Here is an 18,128-nt window from a genome sequence, read left to right on the forward strand (position 1 = left end):
CCTCTGCCTTTGGCCTTCTGCCCTTAACTTTGGCTTCGCCGCCGCCAAAAACAGCCGAAAAAGTCAATTTCTCGCTGCATGGCTGCTAGCGTCTGTTGATTTTCAGCAGCAGTTTGGTCGTACCACTGGCAGTAAGCTTCCAAATCTTCGCGGTAGGCTACTTCTTGCCGAAATTCTATAGCCCATTGCTGGAGTTCAAAGGCTTTGGCAGCGGGCCGTACTTCAGCCGAATTAGGCATTGAGAGCGGATCAAGCATCAGTTAAAGCCAGCCTTTGAGGCGATAAACACCCATACCGATGTATTCCTTAAGAGCCCGCGTCAAATATTCTAGCGGCTCAGCATCAGGAATTAAGCTCAGCACTCTTCCCTCCGGGGTGGTGCTATTTTCCTGTAGCGTTTGCTCTGTGATCACAAAGTCTACAGGAGCCGGAATGGCCTCAATATTTTGCTTTTGAAAAATTAAAAGCGATCGCGGCATGTGAATTGCCGAAGTCACCAGCAAAACCCGGTTGATCCGCTGAGCCTGCAAAATTCGCTTGACGTTCACTGCGTTTTCGTAAGTATTGAGCGATGTTGGATCTTCAAAAATTGCCTGGTTGGGCACTCCTAGCATTCGCGCTAATTTTGCCATATCAGCCGACTCTGGTGGCCCACCGTCTTTCCAGTCAATCCGCCCACCGCTCAAAATCAGCACTGGCGCTTTGCCTGCCAAAAACAGTCTGGCTCCATAAATCACGCGATCGCCCGCTTCAGAAACCTCTACCCACGGTCGCGGGGGAATCGCAGGGTAAACACTCCCTCCCAACACAACAATCGCTTCCGCCGTGGGCAGCTCAGCCGCTGGTAGATATCGCCATTCCAGCGATCGCACCAGGCTATCAGCCACCCAGCGATTGCCCCCCAAACTCAGCAGCAGCAAAGCTAAAGCGATCGCGGCAGCAGCCCAGCGAGGACGACGCCACAGCAAGATTAAAGCGCTCAGCAACAGCAAGCAAGCCAAACCCAGTGGGTAAACAAACAGCGGCAGTAGCTTAGAAAGAAATACAAACATCAGCGGGGTCGGCGTCGCATCCGGCGAGGTCGTTGGCTACGCTGTAGCTCACGGCTACCAAACGGCAAGCGTAAACGGCTAGAACGTTCCCGTAGGCGCTGCTGCATCCGCTTGAGCGGATTTTCTGCCTCAGCGGTTGGCACGCCTCCCGGCGTTTGCCACCAGGCCGAAACCAGACCCCCCGCGACCCCCCCTATCGCCCCAAACAAAATGCTGGGCACAATCGGGTAGCCCACGACTAGCAATCCCAGCAAAAAGGTTAGCCAAATTTTGAGTCCGGCTGGAATGGCCTTATCAACCATGACACGCTCCGCAGCCCCACCAATCAACCTGCATCGTTCAATATCTGCGTTGGTTCTTTGCCTAGTTTAGGCGATCGCCTTTAGCTGAGGCGTGAGATCCTGGGTTGTATCAATAGTCTTTACATAAATCTGCTCAGCATGGCTAAACGGCTCCATTCTCTGTTGAGCGAGAACTGCCGGGGTCGCATCTGCAATATCCCCTGTGCGCTGCTGCAGCCGCTGCTGCATCACTGCTGGAGGAATATCACAGTACAAAATTTGCAGCGGTATGTCTTTCGCCTCAGCCTGTTCGATTACCGCTTGCCGCATAGCTTGCCGATCGTACTTGGCGTCTAACACTACCGGATAGCCACGCTTGGCTAAACGAATGCCGAGATCTAGCAATCGAGCATAGGTTTTCTGGCTCATTTCAGGCGTATAAATGGCATCGCTGCCTTTTGCCGCCAAAGGTACTCCAGCCAAATGCTTACGCACCGCGTCAGAGCGGATATGAATGGCTCCTATCTGCTGGGCGAGCTGTCGGGCTGTCGTTGTTTTGCCGGAACCTGACAACCCTGACATGACAAAGATCTGTCCTTGCTGCGGCTGGGTATAAGCCCACGCCAGACGATAGTAAGGGGCAGCTTTACGGCTGGCTTTGGTCTTTTCTGCCGCCAAAACCGACGGGTCATTTAAGAGAAAAGAAGTTACTTTAGCCCTGACATAAGACTGGCGGCTGACGTAGAGCGGTAAAATTTCTAACCCTTCCCAATCACCTGTTTGCTCTACATAGTGGTTTAAAAACACCGTACGCAAATCGGGGCGATCGCCCGCTTCTAAATCCATAACGATGTAGGCAATGTCAAACATGACATCGACAAAGCGAAACGGTTCGTTAAACTCAATGCAGTCAAACAAATAGAGCTGATCTTGCCACAGGCAAATATTGTTGAGATGCAGATCGCCGTGACAAGCTCGAATGCGATTTTGGTCAATGCGTTGCTGAAACAAGGCTTGCTCTTGCGCAAAAAATCGATCGGTATAGGCTTGGGTTTGGTCAAACTGCGTTTGGGTTTGAGGCCCGCCGATAAAATCGGTGGTTTGCGCATAATTTTCGTCAATAGAAGCCCGAATCTGAGCGACCTCGCCAAAACCACGAATATAGTCATTGGTTTCGGCCTCAGTATGAAACTCAGCGATCGCCTGAGCTAGCCTTTGCAGCAATTCTGCCGTCAACGCTCCCTGCTCAAATAAGTGGCTAAGCAAAGCTGATTGCGGAAACTGCCGCATCTTAACGGCATACTCAACCGCTTCCCCCTCACCTAACTGAAAGCGATCGCCCGTTTTGCCAATAGACACCACTTCTAAATAAATCGGTGCTGCCGCCCGCCGATTTAGCCGTAGCTCTTCCTGGCAAAAGTGCTGACGTTTTTCCAGCGTAGAGTAGTCTAAAAAGCCAAAATTTACATTTTTCTTCAGCTTGTAAGCAAACTCGCCTGTCAGCAGCACGTAAGAAACGTGAGTTTGAACCAGCTCAATTGGCACCTGCACCGGATGAGGATAAAACTCCGGCTGCAGCATTTGCTGAATCAGAGGCGGTAAAGCAGCGTCAACCATAGTTTTCAAAAACCTATCAGCAAAAAGCCAGGGACACTATCCCTGGCTTATCTATTTCGTCAGCCTAACAGAGAAAGCGCTTTCTATTCGGCGACATCCGCTTTGGCTGGCTCAGCTTCCGGCTGAATAGCAAGGTCTACTAGTTCCGGCTCTTCTTCCGGTTCAGCGCTGACCGTCGGCGCTAATACCGATACAACCGACTTTTCGGATTCAGCTACGGCAACAACACCCGCTGGTAAAACTAAATCGCCCACTCGTAAAATATCGCCTACTCCCAGGTTTGAAACATTAATCTCAATACTTTCAGGGATAGCGTCTGGAGGGCACTTGATAGCCAACTCGTTAATCAGCGTATCTAGCGTGCCGCCTTCGTTGGTGACGCCTTTAGCTTCGCCTGTGTAGCTCAGTGGTACAACCACTTCAACCTCATCTTGAGCCGCCACTGAAAAGAAGCTGATGTGGTGGATGGTGTTTTTCCACGGGTGAGTTTGCACCTCTCGTAGCAGCGCCTTGCCGCTCCAAGACAGGTCAGGAACTTGAACTGTGACCAACGTATTGTTAATCGCTGCTTGGCGTAGCAGCATGTCTGCTTCTTTAGCATCGACTGTTAGCGCAACCGATTCGGCTCCTTTGTGACCATAGAGAACCGCTGGTAAACGCCCTTCTCGCCGGATTGCCTTAGGATTTTGAGAAAAGTCTCGTTTTTGACATTGAATTGACAGATCCATAGGAATTACTCGTGTTTTCTAGAAGAGTGGTAAACAAATTTATTGGGCAAATCGGTCAGCGGCTAGACAAGCGATCGCGGCTGATCGCAGCTTTAAACCTTTAAGCTACTTGAGGGGTGCCGTTCTCAAATAGCAAAGCACGTTTAGGGCCGTGGATGGGATCTTCAACAATGATGGTCTGGTCGCGACTTGCCCCTAAAGACACAATAGCGATCGGCACTTCCATCAGTTCGGCTAAAAACTTAAGATAAGCTAGGGCTTGCTTGGGTAAATCTTCCAGCGAACGGCAGTTGGCCGTTGACTGCTTCCACCCTGGCAGCGTCTTGTAAATGGGCCGAGACTGCGCTAGCTGACGAGCGCTCACCGGAAAATCTCGGCATTGCTGGCCTTCAATCTCGTAAGCCACGCAAACTTGAATTTCGTCAAGCTCGTCAAGCACATCTAGCTTGGTAATCGCCAAGCAGTCTAAGCCGTTAATGCGAACTGCATAGCGACCAATCACGGCATCAAACCAGCCACAGCGACGCTTGCGCCCGGTTGTTGTGCCAAACTCAGCCCCGCGATCGCATAGCAACTGCCCCATTTCGCCGTGTAGCTCAGTAGGAAATGGCCCCTCGCCTACACGCGTGGTGTAAGCTTTGGCAACGCCAATCACGCGATCGATCATCGTTGGGCCAATGCCTGAGCCAATACATGCTCCCCCCGCTACTGGGTTAGACGATGTCACGTAGGGATAGGTACCGTGATCTAGATCGAGTAGCGTTCCCTGCGCCCCTTCAAACAGGATGTTCTTCCGTTTTTGAATAGCGTTATAAATCAGCAGCGAACTATCGACAACATGAGGCCGCAACCGCTCGGCATACTCATGATATTCGTCAAAGACAACCTGTGGGTCTAGAGGCGGCAGATTATATAGCTTCTCTAAAACAATGTTTTTATAGTTAATCGTCCATTCCAACTGCTCTCGAAACGTCTCGGCATTCATCAAGTCGATGATTCTTAGCCCTGTGCGCTCCGATTTGTCGGCGTAAGTTGGGCCAATTCCCCGCTTGGTGGTGCCAATTTTTTGGTTACCGCGACGTTCTTCGGCAGCTTGATCAAGCAGGCGATGATAAGGCAGGGTGACGTGAGCCGTCTCAGAAATAAATAAGTTATTCGTCGAGATTCCTAATTGATCTAACTTATCGAGTTCTGCAATCAGCGCCTTCGGATCAATCACCGTGCCACTGCCAATAACGCACTGAGTTTCTGGATATAAAATGCCAGAGGGCGTTAGGTGCAGCTTAAAGGTCTGATCTTTAACCACGACGGTATGCCCTGCGTTGACGCCGCCTTGGTAGCGTACAACGACATCCGCCGAATTGCTGAGCAAATCGGTTATTTTGCCTTTGCCCTCATCGCCCCACTGGGCGCCGATTACGATAACGTTTGCCAAGAGTTTTTAAGGAGCTAGCGTTCACACAAATCACCATTATCGGCAGCAAAAGCGATCTTCGTCAACTTATTCTTTTAACTTTTCTTAGCGATCGCGGCCAAAACGCAGCAAGCCTCCGAACTTTTGCGAGTTCAATGGCTCTGATAACTCTCAGCCGCTAGTTCCGGCAGGCAAAGAGTGAAGATAGCCTGAGGAGGCTGCTAAAACTCAGACCTGACGCGCCTCAGTTTATTCGTTATTTAAGTTGTTAGCCCCAAAGTCTATAGACTGTTTGAAAAAGATTCAACGGCTTTTAGCGCAAGCATCTCAGCCGCAAGAAGCCATTCACTTGATTGACGGCTGCTAATTGAGTCCTGAATTTCTATCACCAGATTGAGAAAATTACGCTACAACAGATCAATTACAATTTAATAATTTTTAACCTTAAATCCTAAATTCTACTGAGGTGATCTATGACACTTTATGCTGAACTGCACCGTCACCTGGGGGGTTCTGTGGTTCCCCGGATTCTTTGGCGCTATTTTCAACGCAATCGTCCCGATATTTCCAGTCAGTTTGCCGCTTATGACGCTTTCGAAGACTTCTATACCCGTCCCCGTAAAACGCTAGAAGAGTATCTCGAACTGCACACATTAGTAGAAAGCGTACAAACTCAAGAAGCGCTGCCTTACTTTATTTATCGCTTGATTCGAGGCGCTTACATTTTTGAGAACTTGGCGTATCTAGAGCTACGCTATACGCCCTACCTGCGAACACCTGAGCATTTGCCCCAGAACGAGCGGATCGAAAAAATGGCCGAAATCGTTGAAACGGTCGGTCGAGCCAGCCAGCAAACGGAGTATCCGGTCGTAACCCGCCAGATTCTTTGTATGCACTCTAAATTGCCAGGTGAAGTCAACCGCGCCATCGTTGACTTGGCAGCGCAATATCCTGAGTATGTTTGTGCTGTTGACCTTGCGGGTGGCGATGCTCAGTACCGCGATCGCCTTGATGAACTGGTAAGCCTCTATGCCCATGCCCAGTCTCTAGGCATCAATACAACTGGGCACCTCTACGAAACCACGGAAGGTTGCTACCCTGAACTACTGCCTTATCTGATGCGAATTGGGCATGGCATCCAGATTCCGCTACGGCATCCTGAGTTGCTTAAAGAGGTAGCAGCCCGAGGGCAGTGTCTAGAAGTTTGCCCAACGACTTATCTAAAGACAGGCACCCTGCAAGAAATTCGCCAGCTCAAGACCGTTTTCGATCGCTGCTTTGACGCTGGAGTTGACATTGCTATTTGTACAGATAACGCAGGTTTACACAACGTGCGGTTGCCGTTTGAATACGAAACGCTGCTCACCCAGGATGTGATTGGCTTTGATGGCTTGCAGGCTTGTCAGGAAGCGGCTTTTCGCCATGCCTTTGCTTGGCCTCACAATTCCCAACCCTCATCAATGCTTTCAGCGCTGCTGCGCCGAACTCGCTTGCCCCGTGCAGAAGCAGAAACCGTTGAAGCCCCCTCCGGATTGATCAACCAGGCTTGGTTTCAGTAGCGATCGCTCAGCCTCTGTTGTCTGCCAACTTAGCTAAGGGTGTCGTCGTAGAGGCACCCTAAAAAACATTTTGAACGGTCAAATAATGCTGCCATAATGAAAAAGTTTTGATATTTTAACGAAACCGATCAGCGTCATGCGAACCCACTATTGCGGTCATCTGCGAGCGGAACATATTGGAGAAACCGTCACCCTCTTTGGCTGGGTAGACCGTCGCCGCGATCATGGGGGCGTTATTTTTCTAGATCTGCGCGATCGCAGTGGCATTGTGCAAATTGTCAGCGATCCAGAGCGCACACCTGATTCCTATTCGCTGGCCGAACAGGTACGCAACGAGTACGTTATCAAAGTGGTGGGTCGCGTCAGTCAGCGTCCGCCAGAATCTCTCAATCCTAAGCTGCCGACCGGGCAGGTCGAAATCTACGCTGACCAGATTGAACTGCTCAACGAAGTCCGCAAACAGATGCCGTTTCAAGTTTCAACGGCTGAGCAAGAGCCTGTGCGCGAAGAGTTGCGGCTACGCTATCGCTATCTAGACTTGCGGCGAGAGCGCATGAGCCAGAATTTGCAATTGCGTCACCGGGTTAACCGGGCTATTCGCCGCTTTTTAGAAGATGAAGAAGGCTTTGTTGAAGTTGAAACGCCCATTCTGACGCGATCTACACCAGAAGGCGCGCGCGATTACCTGGTGCCTTCACGCGTTAACCCCAGCGAGTGGTATGCCCTGCCGCAGTCGCCCCAGCTTTTTAAGCAACTGCTGATGGTGTCAGGTATAGATCGTTACTACCAAATTGCTCGTTGCTTTCGAGATGAAGACCTCAGAGCCGATCGCCAGCCAGAGTTCACCCAGCTCGATATGGAAATGAGCTTTATGACTCAGGCCGAAATTCTAGAACTGAACGAAAGGCTGGTTTGCCATATCTTCAAAACAGTCAAAGGGGTTGAGGTGCCGCGCCCTTTCCCTCGTTTAACCTACGCTGAAGCGATGGATCGCTACGGAACAGACAAGCCTGATACCCGCTATGCTTTGGAGCTTGTCAATGTTTCTGACTTGGTGGCTGACTCTGGGTTTAAGGTCTTTTCTGGCGCTGTCAAAAATGGCGGCTTAGTTAAAGTGCTGCCCATTCCGGGGGGCAACGAAGTCATTTCTAACGTTCGGATTAAGCCCGGTGGCGATCTCTTTAAGATTGCGGCTGAGGCTGGGGCTAAAGGATTGGCCTATATTCGAGTTCGCAATGGCGATATTGATACTATCGGTGCGATTAAAGACAACCTCAGTGAGGCTCAAAAACAGCAGATTCTAGAACGCTCAGGCGCGACTGACGGGCATCTGCTGCTTTTCTGCGCTGATGCGGCAGAAGTGGTCAACGCCACGTTAGATCGGCTGCGACAGGCGATCGCCCAAGAAATGAAGCTGATCCCCGCCGAGCAAACCAATTTACTGTGGGTGACTGAGTTTCCGATGTTTGAATGGAACGCTGACGAAAAGCGCTTAGAAGCGCTACATCACCCCTTCACCGCCCCTTACCCCGAAGACCAAAGCGACTTGAAGACGGCTCGCGCGCAAGCCTATGACCTGGTGTACAACGGCTACGAAGTCGGCGGGGGTAGCCTGCGAATTTATCAGCCAGACTTACAGCAGCAGGTTTTTGAAGCTATTGGCTTATCGGCGGCAGAAACCCACGACAAATTTGGCTTTTTGCTAGAAGCCTTCGAGTATGGCACACCGCCCCACGGTGGTATTGCCTACGGACTCGATCGCCTGGTAATGCTCTTAGCGGGCGAAGACTCGATTCGAGACGCGATCGCCTTTCCAAAAACGCAGCAAGCCCGCTGTCTGTTGACAGATGCTCCTTCTAAAGTAGATACCCGACAGCTCAAAGAACTTCACGTCGCCTCGACCTACAAACCCAAGCCTAAAGATAGTTAATACCGTCATGATTCAAGTTATTCGGCCTTTGCATGTCGCTGTCTTGGTCAGTGATCTGGCGAAGGCCGAGGCTTTTTATGGAGATTTGCTAGGGTTGCCCCAGGTTGAGCGATCGCTCAATTTCTCCGGTACCTGGTATCAAGTCGGCGAGGTGCAAATTCATCTCATCCTGGCTGAGACGCCGCCAAGTACGCTCGTCAATCCCCAAAAGTGGGGTCGCAATCCTCACCTAGTCTTGGCGATCGCTGACTTACAGACAGCCCAGTCTGCTTTGAACGCTGCGGGTTTGCCTTATCAGCTCAGCGCTTCTGGGCGAGCCGCTTTGTTTGTGCGCGATCCAGATGGCAACATCGTTGAACTGAGCCAAGCGTAAGTCCGACAATCTTCAAAGCCAGTTGTCATTTTGACCAGCCAGTCTGGGCAGACTGGACATAAATGCTCCCTGGCTTTTTAAGTCGAAAATGATGATTGTAGATACCTCAAAACAGCAGCGCCAATCTCAAAAGCCCAAAATGCTGGTTGTCGATGACGAACCTGACAACCTCGATTTGCTCTATCGTACTTTTCGCCGTAGCTTTCAAGTTTTGCGGGCAGAGAGTGGGCAAGAAGCGCTGACGTTACTGGCAGACTGTGGCGAGGTCGCAGTGATCATCTCTGACCAGCGGATGCCGGAAATGAAAGGAACTGAGTTTCTAAGCAAAACCGTATCCGACTTTCCCGATACGATGCGCATTATCCTAACCGGGTTTACTGATGTCGAAGACCTGGTTGAAGCCATCAATGCTGGACAGGTTTACCGATATATCACTAAGCCTTGGGATCCCGATGAGCTTAAAGATGTGGTACATCGGGCTGCCGAAACCTATGAACTCATGCGGCAGCGTAATCAAGAGCTGCTGGAATCGCGGCAGCAAACTCAGTTGATGCTCAACATTATTGAGTTAGTCAATAAAACTCAATCTCCGGCTGCAATGCTGCCCCCCCTGGCACAAGCCTTGCGTCAGTCTTTAGAAGCTAGTAGCTGCGAAGTGTTTCTGATGGCTGACGAAAGCTCTATTGGTGATCAGGGTAGCGATGGCGCGTCTGCAGGTCTAGCAGACTCGACTTTAGTGCAAACGGCGATCGCAGAAAAGATCTTGCAGCAACAAACGGCAGATGCCCAAACGCAAGTTGTGCTACCCGCTCTCTATCAACAGCAGCTCGTAGCGCTGATTGCCCTACAGTGGCCGCTATCCCACATTTCTACCGTAGACGCGATCGCTTGGCTAGAAGCTGTTTCTCGGCAAGTAGCGATCGCGATTAAAAGCTTGCAATAAACCTGCTTGAGCATTTCTTTCCGCTAAAGAGTGTGTCAGGATGATCTGCATAGTCTTGCCTAGCGCTATTTATGGATTATTCTGCGGAGTCTGCTTATCTAGGCAATGCCGCTCACATTCGTGATCTATTCAACCGAATTGCTCCGGTTTATGATGCATTCAACCAGCAGCTCAGTTTTGGTCTACACCGAATTTGGAAGCAAATGGCGGTGGATTGGAGCCGAGCCAAGCCGGGAGATACCTGTCTCGATGTGTGCTGCGGTAGTGGCGATTTAGCACTGCTGTTAGGGCAACGAGTTGGCCAAAGCGGCAAAGTTTATGGTGTTGATTTTGCTGCTGCTCAACTGGCGATCGCCCAGCAGCGAGCCAACCAAGTCTGGCCGCCATTGTCCTACCAATGGATAGAAGCAGACGCACTTTCACTGCCGTTTGCAGATGCCTATTTTGACAGCGCCACCATGGGATATGGCTTACGGAACGTTGTCGATATTACAGCCAGTCTAACTGAGCTAAGGCGAGTCCTTAAACCTAACGCGACAGCAGCTATTCTCGACTTTCATCGTCCCGCTAGCGACTGGATGCAGCAGTTCCAGCAGTGGTACCTCAGCACTATCGTTGTCCCCACTGCCAAGCAATATGGCTTAGCATCAGAGTATGCTTACATTAGCCCCAGCCTCGATCGATTCTTGAGTGGTGCCGAACAAGTCACCACAGCATTGCAGGCAGGGTTTGGTCGTGCCGTCCACTATCCAATTGCAGGCGGCATGATGGGAGTCTTAGTCGCAACTCGATGACGCTCACCTGGTCGGATTCACTTTTACTCTTAGGCCCGCCGATTGTTGGCGGTGTGATTGGTTACTTTACCAATGACATTGCCATTAAAATGCTGTTTCGCCCTTATCGGCCCCTCTATTTGTTTGGCCGCAAGCTGCCCTTTACTCCAGGTCTCATTCCCAGCAATCAAGAACGGCTAGCCAACCGCATTGCAGACACCATTATGGGGTCACTCCTTACCCCAGAAGCTTTACAAACCCTGGCTAAACGGCTGCTGCAAACCGAGCGTATTCAAAGTGCTATTGATTGGCTGCTGCGATTGGCACTCGACCAAATTCAAGTTGAAACCCAGGATAAAACGGCTCGTATTTTAGGCAATATTCTCAAAGACTTGTTTGGCCAATCTTTGCCTCGGCTGCTGAAAATTTGGGCCAGACAAGAAGACTTTTTAGAAGCGCAACTCAATCAAATATTTGATCAGGTGCTGCTGGAGTTTCAGTTAACAGACGAGCAGGCCAATCAGCTTTCGCAGTGGATGCTGCAAGGCGTTTTGCCCCCTGATGCCATTCGGCAGCTCATTGTTGATTTTCTCACCGATCGCAATATTCAAGTCATTGACGAAGCTTTTCGGGAAAAGACGAGCGGTACATACTGGGTGGTTGCCAATCTCTTTGGCTTACGCAATTCGCTGATTCGGTTGCGAACGTTTTGCTTAGATGAGCGAGAAGCCAGCAATTTACGCATCGCTGAACTCGTGACGGCTTTAGGGGTACAGGTACGTTTGAAAGAATGGCTGCAAAATTTTTCGCTGCAAAACTTGCCCGTTTCTACGGTTCGGCAGCTACGACGCACGCTGCGTGAAACGGTACGCACCTATGCCCAAACTCACGGAGCTGAGTTGTTGCAGGGGCTGAGCGAATCTATCAACTGGCAAGAACTGGCGATTCAACTGCTCAATCGACTGCAAAAATCTCCAATTATCAGCAGTTCTTTGGGTTTGGTGAGCGAAGAACTCGCGCTCATTTTGGAGCGATACTTAGAACGCGATTTAGAAAAAATTGTTACTCAAGCTATTCCGATTCTAGATATTGACCAGGTGATTATCGATCGCGTCATGGCAACTTCTCCGCGCGATTTAGAAGCCAATATTCAGGGAATTGTGCGCAATGAACTGCAGGCGATCGTCAATTTAGGCGGTATTCTGGGCTTCACCATCGGTTGTTTTCAGGGCATTGTCCTCTTTTTGCAATCCTGAGCTAGGTAAACATGCTAAAAACCGTAAGAGATGCAGCAACGGGCTACCTTCTCTTACGGTTTGGTTCGGGCTAGCGGTTAATCTGAAAAGACACCGCAGTATCACGCTGCCAGCAGGTTTTGCCGCGCCACTGGCTATTTTGGGCAAAAAGTGCGATCGCGTTTAGGCTTACCCAGCTTGCAGGCCGTTAAAGAATCTTCAGATGTCTTTAACCAAAACGGCCAGAAACATAATCACGCGTTTGCTCTTGCTGCGGGTTACTGAAGATTTTCTGGGTGTCATCTACTTCAACCAAATAACCCACTTTTCCACCTTTTTCAGTTGCTTCAGCGTTGAAAAAGGCCGTTTTGTCAGAAACGCGCGAAGCTTGCTGCATGTTGTGGGTAACGATGATGATCGTGTAGTTTTCCTTCAGCTCATGCATTAACTCTTCGATTTTTAGCGTGGAAATGGGATCTAGCGCTGAGCAAGGCTCATCCATCAAAATCACTTCTGGCTCAATGGCGATCGCTCGGGCAATACACAAACGCTGCTGCTGTCCACCAGAGAGCGATAGGCCACTGTCTTGCAGCTTATCTTTAACCTCTTCCCAAAGCGCTGCTCCTTTGAGCGATCGCTCAATTAGCTCGTCCATATCGCCTTGGTAACCGTTGATACGTGCGCCAAAGGCAATATTGTCGTAAATAGACTTGGGAAAAGGATTGGGCTTTTGAAAAACCATACCGATACGACGGCGTAGCTCAATGGGGTCAACCCGCTTGTCGTAAATATCTACGCCACGGTAGGTAATGCGGCCTTTGATATGAGCGCTAGGAATCAGATCGTTGAGGCGGTTAAAGCAGCGAAGTACCGTACTTTTGCCGCAGCCAGAGGGGCCAATAAACGCAGTAATTTTGTTGCCAGGAATCTCTAAATTGACGCCTCGAACGGCCAGGTTGGAGCCATAGTAGTAGCCCGTATCTTGAACATGAAAAACCCGCTCAGTCTCTATAGCTAGGGAAGATTGGGATTGCTGAGATTGCATAGGGAACAGCCTCTTACTGAACAAATGAATGGCAGAATCCTGAAAAACGCGATCGCACGAAAACTAGCGAGAACTTTGGAACTTGTTGCGTAGCCAAATGGCCGTTCCATTCATGACAAGCAGCACAATCATGAGAACGATAATGGCTGAAGCTGCAATGGCATGAAAGCCATCTTGAGGACGCCCAACCCAGCTATAAATTTGAATGGGCATGGCTGTAAAGCTGGATCTAAGCCCATCCAAAGAAAATTCGGGAGCAAAGGGAACAAATGCCGCAGCCCCAACGACAATAAGGGGAGCCGTTTCGCCAATCGCCCGCGAAAGCGCTAAGATTGTTCCCGTCATGATGCCTGGTAGAGCCTGCGGTAATACATGACTGCGAACAGTTTGCCAGCGAGTAGAGCCTAAAGCCATACCTGCTAAGCGCAAACTGTCAGGAACTGCTCTCAATGCCTCGCGCGTTGCCACAATGATGACAGGCAGAATCAGCAAGGCTAGGGTTAAGCCGCCAGACAGGATACTGCGTCCGCCTGTGAGCGGCTCAAAAATGCGGGCAAACACAAACAGACCCAGCAACCCGTAGATAATGGAAGGTACCGCCGCCAAGTTACTAATGTTGATTTCAACAATCTTGGCAAAAAGGTTATCTTTAGCAAATTCTTCTAAGAAAACGCCAGAACCCACCCCAACCGGAAAAGCTACAAGCGCAGTAATTACCAGTAAGTAGACGGTGCTGACTAAAGCAGGCCAAATACCAGCATCCTCAGGTCTACGTGACGGAGAGCTAACAATAAAGTTAAAGTCCAGGGTAGATAGACCCCCTGCCAAAATACCAATCAGCAGCACTACCAGCACAGCAATACCTGTAAAGGTAGCCACCCAGCTAATTGACTTGAAGACCTGGTCAGTGCGATAGCGGCCCTGCAAATTGGGACTAAAGTTCGTTGCTTTGGGTTCTTGTAGCTTAGAACCCTGTTCCGAATCAGCGGGGTTCATTATTCGTATTTCTCCTGGAACCGACGGACAAACCAGAAGCTGAAAACATTCAGCATGAGCGTAATCACAAACAGCGTCATCCCGACTGCAAAGAGAGTCTTAAACTCGATAGAGCCGTAGGGCGCATCTCCGCCCGTTACCTGGACGATAAAAGCTGTCATCGTTTGAACCGCACTGCGCGGATCTAGCGTCAGGGTAGGACTTTGGCCAGCCGCTAGGGTAACAATCATGGTTTCGCCTACTGCCCGGGCTACGCCTAAAACAATCGACGCGACAATACCTGAGAGAGCAGCCGGGAGAACTACACCAGTAATGGTTTCTCGCTTGGTTGCCCCTAATGCATAAGAACCTTGCCGCAAACTCGGTGGGACGGCAAAGATCGCGTCTTCACTCAAAGAGGCAATGGTCGGGAGAATGGCAAATCCTAAAACAATCCCTGCACTCAAAGAGTTAAACGTGGATAGCCCCGGCACAAATGTCTTCAAAAATGGCGTTACCATCAGCAGGGCAAAGTAGCCAAACACAACCGTGGGCACGCCCGCCAGAATTTCTAGGGCTGGCTTTAACCAGGCGCGTAGCGATCGCGGGGCATATTCACTCAAACAAACGGCTGACAGTAGCCCTAGCGGAACGGCTACCAGCAAGCCAATGACTGAGGTTAAGAAGGTGCCACACAGCAGCACAATGATGCCAAACTGAGGATTGGCAAACGTTGGAGACCAGCGAGTCGCGGTAAAAAATTCTAAGGGGGAAACTTCTAAGAAAAACTCAATCGTCTCAAAAACAAGCGTAAAGACAATGCCAATTGTGGTGGCGACTGAAACAAAGGCAAAAGCTCCAAAAATTATAACAATTAGCTTTTGCGTGAGCTTGCTCAATGAGCGATTGGGCTTCCAGCGATCGCTACGAATGCTATCTGAGGGTCTGGGTAAAACGCTGTCTGTCATTTTGACCTTTTGCTTTCTATACAGGCAACTACACCTGGTAACAGCAGCTCCTGGCGGCTTCTTAAGATAACTAGATTTAGAGTCAGAGCTAAGATGCTTAGGCTAGATCTCAGCTCTGACAACCATACGCACTCAGCGCCAGTCAGACGGAATTATTCAGCCGTCTTGACTTCACCTGATTCCACTTTGGCCTGAGCTTCGGAGTAGGCATCGTCAGCTAGAGGAACATAGCCTGTGCCAGCGACGAAGTCTTTGTTTGCTGGATCTAGATAAAAGTCAACAAATGCCTGTACAGCCTCGTTCTCTTCTAGAGCTTGCTTGCTGACGTAAATACGAAGGGGGCGAGAGAGGGGCTCATAGGTACCGTTGAGAACGTCCTCTTCGCTAGGCTCAACACAGCCACTACCCGAGTCAATCGACACTGCCTTCATGTCGTCTTGGTTTTCGTAGTAGTAAGCGTAGCCAAAGTAGCCCAGAGCGTTGGTATCACCCACAACCCCCTGCACCAGAACGTTATCGTCTTCGCTGGCGGTGTAGTCACTGCGGCTAGCGCCTTCTTCACCGTTAACCACTTCGGTGAAGTAGTCAAAGGTACCAGAGTCTGTTCCTGGCCCGTAAAGCACTAGAGGCGCATCTGGGAAGCTGGGGTCAACCTGATTCCAGTTGTTGATGGTACCTTCTGCTTCAGGCCCCCAAATGGTGCTGAGTTGCTCAAGCGTCATACACTCTACCCAGTCGTTGTCAGGGTTGACAACCACCGTTAGCGCATCAGTGGCTACGGGCAGCTCGATCATTTCGATGCCGTTTTCTTGGCAGTTGGCAATTTCTTCCGGACTTACTTCCCGAGAAGCATCCGAAATTTGGGTTTCACCGTTACAGAATTTTTCAAAACCACCGCCTGTTCCAGACGCACCCACGGTAATTTGAACATCAGGATTTGCCCGCTGAAACTCTTCAGCCATTGCCTCAGAGATCGGAAAAACTGTGCTGGAACCGTCAATTGCAATCGACCCGGAAAGTTCAGAACCCCCTGCAGCAGTGGTTGCATCGGTGGGGGTTTCTCCTTCAGTCGTCGTTTCGCCGCCGCCGCAAGCTGCCAAGCCTGCTAGCAAAGCTACCAGAGAAACAGAATAAGCCAAACGCATAGAACGCAAATTGAGAAACATCTAAAAACCTCACTCCCTCACAAAATGCAGAATCTCGCACAATACTCGTGACGCAATCTACACCTTGAACGTAAAGGTCAGGTTAAGATCACACAAAAATCCATCTTAGGTACCACGGAGAGGTTGGCAAAAATGTTCAACCTGCTACGAACATTCCTACTGTAATATTTTTATGCACTACGTGATCTATGACGGCAATTGCAACCTCTGTACCAGCTTGGTGCAGTTGTTAGAGCAGCTAGACCAAGGGCAGCAGTTTCGCTACGTGCCCATGCAAGACACTGAACAACTGAGCCAGTATAAAATTACGCCTGCTGACTGTGAGCAGGGCATGATTTTGCTAGACGCGGCGAATCCGCAGCGCCGCTGGCAGGGGAGCGAAGCCGCTGAAGAGATTGGGCGACGTTTGCCAGTAGGAGAAGTCTTTGTCAATGCTTATCGGGCTTTGCCAGGGTTAAGGTGGATGGGCGATCGCGCCTACGAACAGATTCGGGATAATCGCTATACGTTGTTTGGCAAACGTGCTAGCACCTATGAACCCGCCTATCCTGTTTGTGAAGAGGGTAACTGCGGCACTTGAGCCAGCTAGCGCTGTGGGCTTCAGTTTCCGTTGATCTGCATAGGATTTAGCTGTTTGGGGACATAACCCCCGCTGCTTAAAGCTAGGCGTCAGCGCCAAGCTGGGCAAGCCAGTACGGATAGGCATAAGATGCCAGTTGTTCTAGTGGCGGTAGGTTGGCGGTAACCGATAGCCAGACCAGCGTTAGTCGCAACGCCTGTAAAGACTGTTGCGGATTGCCTTCAGCTTCGAAGCCAACCGTCCACCAGCGCTGATGGTTAGCTTCTAGGCAGGTCAACTCTAAGCTACACCCGCGATCGCCTGGGGGCAGTGCCTCCACGGGAATCACCTGCTCAGCCTGAATTTGGTAAATACGCTGCGATCGCGTTTTTTTCACGCTCACCCAGCCTCCACTTTGCAAATAAGCTTGTAGCGGCGAGTTTTGGCAATCTGCGGCTTCTGCATAACTCCATTTGAGCCAGCGCTCTAGCTGCCCTGTCCAAGTTTCACCTAGCTGGATTTGACCCAGCTCAGCCTGTCGCCATTTCACCTCTAAGTTGCCTTGGCGAAATTTAACCCCCAAAAAAGTGTCATGGGGTAGCACTAGGTAGCAATCTTCTCGCGTGGCTGATGTTGGCCGTACTGAGCCTAAAGCCTCTGAATAAAACCAGTCGGTCAGCGATCGCGGCGGATCGCCTAGCTGGAACCAGCGGATTTCAGTGGTCAGCAGCATAGGTTGTTTAGGCTGATTTTAAGCTTCACCCTTTACCATTAACGTAAACCGCTACCCCTCTTCAATCTATGTCGCAACCCATCGATCTGTACTACTGGCCTACCCCCAACGGCTGGAAAATTAGCATCTGCCTGGAAGAAATGGGGCTAGCCTACAACCCCATCCCGGTTAACATCATGGCGGGAGATCAGTTTCAGCCAGCGTTTCTCAAAATTAGCCCTAACAACAAAATGCCTGCCATTGTTGACCCCGAAGGCCCCGAAGGCCAACCGATGGCGCTGTTTGAGTCAGGGGCAATTTTGCTGTATTTAGCCGACAAAACGGGACAGTTCCTGGCGGAAAATTCGCGCGATCGCTATGCCACGTTGCAATGGCTGATGTTTCAAATGGGCAGCATTGGCCCGATGTTGGGGCAAGCTCATCACTTTCGGCAATATGCCCCGGAAAAAATCGCCTACGCGATCGATCGCTACACCAACGAAGCTACCCGTCTTTATGGCGTTTTAGATAAGCGGCTAGCCGAGGTCGAGTATGTAGCCGGAGATTATTCAATCGCTGATATGGCTATTTTCCCCTGGCTGATCTCTTACGAAAATCAAGGCCAAAATCTAGCCGACTATCCCCACGTGAAACGCTGGTTTGAAGCGATCAACCAACGGCCTGCCGTACAAACAGGCTTGGCGCTGCTGAAAGAAGAACGCAGCCGCATCAAAATGGACGATGCCGCTCGGAAAAATCTGTTTGGGGTGCAATCTAAATAGGTTTTGGCCATACTTG

General features: G+C 50.4%; 19 protein-coding genes. 8 read left to right on the top strand and 11 right to left on the bottom strand.

From position 1 onward, the window contains the following. Window positions 1–23: 23 nt before the first annotated feature. From ACTS3T_RS23510 to ACTS3T_RS23535, 6 genes are all read right to left on the bottom strand, one after another. Window positions 24–257, bottom strand: coding sequence for a hypothetical protein (locus tag ACTS3T_RS23510; RefSeq protein ID WP_377962450.1), 234 nt, complete (start codon window positions 255–257; stop codon window positions 24–26). A 3-nt stretch (window positions 258–260) separates the two neighbouring features. Further along, complete coding sequence (locus tag ACTS3T_RS23515) at window positions 261–1,052, bottom strand: YdcF family protein (RefSeq protein WP_377962448.1); 792 nt, start codon at window positions 1,050–1,052, stop codon at window positions 261–263. Next, the gene (locus ACTS3T_RS23520; RefSeq protein ID WP_377962445.1) at window positions 1,052–1,354 is read right to left on the bottom strand and encodes a hypothetical protein; all 303 of its coding nucleotides are present in this window, start codon (window positions 1,352–1,354) and stop codon (window positions 1,052–1,054) included. The genes ACTS3T_RS23515 and ACTS3T_RS23520 overlap by 1 nt, the downstream gene beginning before the upstream one ends. Before the next feature lie 66 nt (window positions 1,355–1,420). Continuing rightward, entirely contained in the window at window positions 1,421–2,950 is a 1,530-nt protein-coding gene (locus ACTS3T_RS23525; RefSeq protein ID WP_462935825.1) for a bifunctional aminoglycoside phosphotransferase/ATP-binding protein, read from the bottom strand. Between the two features lie 83 nt (window positions 2,951–3,033). Beyond that, window positions 3,034–3,678, bottom strand: coding sequence for a 50S ribosomal protein L25/general stress protein Ctc (locus tag ACTS3T_RS23530; RefSeq protein WP_377962439.1), 645 nt, complete (start codon window positions 3,676–3,678; stop codon window positions 3,034–3,036). A gap of 100 nt (window positions 3,679–3,778) precedes the next feature. Next, the gene (locus ACTS3T_RS23535; protein ID WP_377962436.1) at window positions 3,779–5,113 is read right to left on the bottom strand and encodes an adenylosuccinate synthase; all 1,335 of its coding nucleotides are present in this window, start codon (window positions 5,111–5,113) and stop codon (window positions 3,779–3,781) included. 452 nt (window positions 5,114–5,565) lie between these two features. Here ACTS3T_RS23535 and ACTS3T_RS23540 point away from each other — a divergent pair, with 452 nt between their 5' ends. The 6 genes from ACTS3T_RS23540 (at window position 5,566) to ACTS3T_RS23565 (ending at window position 11,926) form a co-directional block, all read left to right on the top strand. Then, on the top strand, window positions 5,566–6,651 hold the full coding sequence (locus ACTS3T_RS23540; RefSeq protein ID WP_377962434.1) for an adenosine deaminase: 1,086 nt from the start codon (window positions 5,566–5,568) through the stop codon (window positions 6,649–6,651). A gap of 136 nt (window positions 6,652–6,787) precedes the next feature. After that, a complete protein-coding gene (aspS, locus tag ACTS3T_RS23545; protein WP_377962431.1) occupies window positions 6,788–8,581 on the top strand; it encodes an aspartate--tRNA ligase in 1,794 nt (597 codons plus the stop codon). A 7-nt stretch (window positions 8,582–8,588) separates the two neighbouring features. Beyond that, window positions 8,589–8,954 (top strand): VOC family protein, encoded by a 366-nt coding sequence (locus ACTS3T_RS23550; protein ID WP_377962428.1) that lies wholly within the window; start codon window positions 8,589–8,591, stop codon window positions 8,952–8,954. 88 nt (window positions 8,955–9,042) lie between these two features. Beyond that, the gene (locus ACTS3T_RS23555; protein WP_377962425.1) at window positions 9,043–9,897 is read left to right on the top strand and encodes a response regulator; all 855 of its coding nucleotides are present in this window, start codon (window positions 9,043–9,045) and stop codon (window positions 9,895–9,897) included. 71 nt (window positions 9,898–9,968) lie between these two features. Beyond that, window positions 9,969–10,691, top strand: coding sequence for a bifunctional demethylmenaquinone methyltransferase/2-methoxy-6-polyprenyl-1,4-benzoquinol methylase UbiE (ubiE, locus tag ACTS3T_RS23560; RefSeq protein ID WP_377962422.1), 723 nt, complete (start codon window positions 9,969–9,971; stop codon window positions 10,689–10,691). After that, complete coding sequence (locus ACTS3T_RS23565) at window positions 10,688–11,926, top strand: DUF445 domain-containing protein (protein WP_377962419.1); 1,239 nt, start codon at window positions 10,688–10,690, stop codon at window positions 11,924–11,926. The genes ubiE and ACTS3T_RS23565 overlap by 4 nt, the downstream gene beginning before the upstream one ends. 208 nt (window positions 11,927–12,134) lie before the next feature. On the opposite strand, the gene pstB is transcribed toward ACTS3T_RS23565, so the two are convergent. The 4 genes from pstB to ACTS3T_RS23585 form a co-directional block, all read right to left on the bottom strand. Continuing rightward, window positions 12,135–12,950 (bottom strand): phosphate ABC transporter ATP-binding protein PstB, encoded by an 816-nt coding sequence (pstB, locus tag ACTS3T_RS23570; RefSeq protein WP_377962416.1) that lies wholly within the window; start codon window positions 12,948–12,950, stop codon window positions 12,135–12,137. Window positions 12,951–13,013: 63 nt separating this feature from the next. Next, window positions 13,014–13,946, bottom strand: a complete 933-nt coding sequence (pstA, locus tag ACTS3T_RS23575) for a phosphate ABC transporter permease PstA (RefSeq protein WP_377962413.1) — start codon at window positions 13,944–13,946, stop codon at window positions 13,014–13,016. Further along, the gene (pstC, locus tag ACTS3T_RS23580; protein WP_377962410.1) at window positions 13,946–14,893 is read right to left on the bottom strand and encodes a phosphate ABC transporter permease subunit PstC; all 948 of its coding nucleotides are present in this window, start codon (window positions 14,891–14,893) and stop codon (window positions 13,946–13,948) included. The genes pstA and pstC overlap by 1 nt, the downstream gene beginning before the upstream one ends. Window positions 14,894–15,045: 152 nt before the next feature. Beyond that, on the bottom strand, window positions 15,046–16,059 hold the full coding sequence (locus ACTS3T_RS23585; RefSeq protein ID WP_377962407.1) for a PstS family phosphate ABC transporter substrate-binding protein: 1,014 nt from the start codon (window positions 16,057–16,059) through the stop codon (window positions 15,046–15,048). Window positions 16,060–16,231: 172 nt separating this feature from the next. On the opposite strand from ACTS3T_RS23585, the gene ACTS3T_RS23590 reads away from it, so the two are divergent. Beyond that, window positions 16,232–16,639, top strand: coding sequence for a thiol-disulfide oxidoreductase DCC family protein (locus ACTS3T_RS23590; protein WP_377962405.1), 408 nt, complete (start codon window positions 16,232–16,234; stop codon window positions 16,637–16,639). 82 nt (window positions 16,640–16,721) lie between these two features. Here the strand turns inward: ACTS3T_RS23590 and ACTS3T_RS23595 are convergent, their stop codons facing one another. Continuing rightward, window positions 16,722–17,351, bottom strand: coding sequence for a hypothetical protein (locus tag ACTS3T_RS23595; protein ID WP_377962402.1), 630 nt, complete (start codon window positions 17,349–17,351; stop codon window positions 16,722–16,724). Window positions 17,352–17,419: 68 nt separating this feature from the next. Here ACTS3T_RS23595 and ACTS3T_RS23600 point away from each other — a divergent pair, with 68 nt between their 5' ends. Further along, window positions 17,420–18,112: a glutathione S-transferase N-terminal domain-containing protein gene (locus ACTS3T_RS23600; RefSeq protein WP_377962399.1), complete on the top strand. Its 693-nt coding sequence runs from the start codon at window positions 17,420–17,422 to the stop codon at window positions 18,110–18,112. Window positions 18,113–18,128 lie beyond the last annotated feature (16 nt).

The sequence above is a fragment of the Almyronema sp. genome (assembly GCF_052168255.1).
GTDB classification, from domain to species: Bacteria; Cyanobacteriota; Cyanobacteriia; order Phormidesmidales; family Phormidesmidaceae; genus Sphaerothrix; species Sphaerothrix epifaneia.

Bases quoted from the DNA above. Each gene is read 5' to 3' on its own strand.
- ACTS3T_RS23510 (WP_377962450.1), bottom strand. From the start codon at position 257: ATGCTTGATCCGCTCTCAATGCCTAATTCGGCTGAAGTACGGCCCGCT.
- ACTS3T_RS23515 (WP_377962448.1), bottom strand. From the start codon at position 1,052: ATGTTTGTATTTCTTTCTAAGCTACTGCCGCTGTTTGTTTACCCACTG.
- ACTS3T_RS23520 (WP_377962445.1), bottom strand. From the start codon at position 1,354: ATGGTTGATAAGGCCATTCCAGCCGGACTCAAAATTTGGCTAACCTTT.
- ACTS3T_RS23525 (WP_462935825.1), bottom strand. From the start codon at position 2,950: ATGGTTGACGCTGCTTTACCGCCTCTGATTCAGCAAATGCTGCAGCCG.
- ACTS3T_RS23530 (WP_377962439.1), bottom strand. From the start codon at position 3,678: ATGGATCTGTCAATTCAATGTCAAAAACGAGACTTTTCTCAAAATCCT.
- ACTS3T_RS23540 (WP_377962434.1), top strand. From the start codon at position 5,566: ATGACACTTTATGCTGAACTGCACCGTCACCTGGGGGGTTCTGTGGTT.
- aspS (WP_377962431.1), top strand. From the start codon at position 6,788: ATGCGAACCCACTATTGCGGTCATCTGCGAGCGGAACATATTGGAGAA.
- ACTS3T_RS23550 (WP_377962428.1), top strand. From the start codon at position 8,589: ATGATTCAAGTTATTCGGCCTTTGCATGTCGCTGTCTTGGTCAGTGAT.
- ACTS3T_RS23555 (WP_377962425.1), top strand. From the start codon at position 9,043: ATGATGATTGTAGATACCTCAAAACAGCAGCGCCAATCTCAAAAGCCC.
- ubiE (WP_377962422.1), top strand. From the start codon at position 9,969: ATGGATTATTCTGCGGAGTCTGCTTATCTAGGCAATGCCGCTCACATT.
- ACTS3T_RS23565 (WP_377962419.1), top strand. From the start codon at position 10,688: ATGACGCTCACCTGGTCGGATTCACTTTTACTCTTAGGCCCGCCGATT.
- pstB (WP_377962416.1), bottom strand. From the start codon at position 12,950: ATGCAATCTCAGCAATCCCAATCTTCCCTAGCTATAGAGACTGAGCGG.
- pstA (WP_377962413.1), bottom strand. From the start codon at position 13,946: ATGAACCCCGCTGATTCGGAACAGGGTTCTAAGCTACAAGAACCCAAA.
- pstC (WP_377962410.1), bottom strand. From the start codon at position 14,893: ATGACAGACAGCGTTTTACCCAGACCCTCAGATAGCATTCGTAGCGAT.
- ACTS3T_RS23585 (WP_377962407.1), bottom strand. From the start codon at position 16,059: ATGTTTCTCAATTTGCGTTCTATGCGTTTGGCTTATTCTGTTTCTCTG.
- ACTS3T_RS23590 (WP_377962405.1), top strand. From the start codon at position 16,232: ATGCACTACGTGATCTATGACGGCAATTGCAACCTCTGTACCAGCTTG.
- ACTS3T_RS23595 (WP_377962402.1), bottom strand. From the start codon at position 17,351: ATGCTGCTGACCACTGAAATCCGCTGGTTCCAGCTAGGCGATCCGCCG.
- ACTS3T_RS23600 (WP_377962399.1), top strand. From the start codon at position 17,420: ATGTCGCAACCCATCGATCTGTACTACTGGCCTACCCCCAACGGCTGG.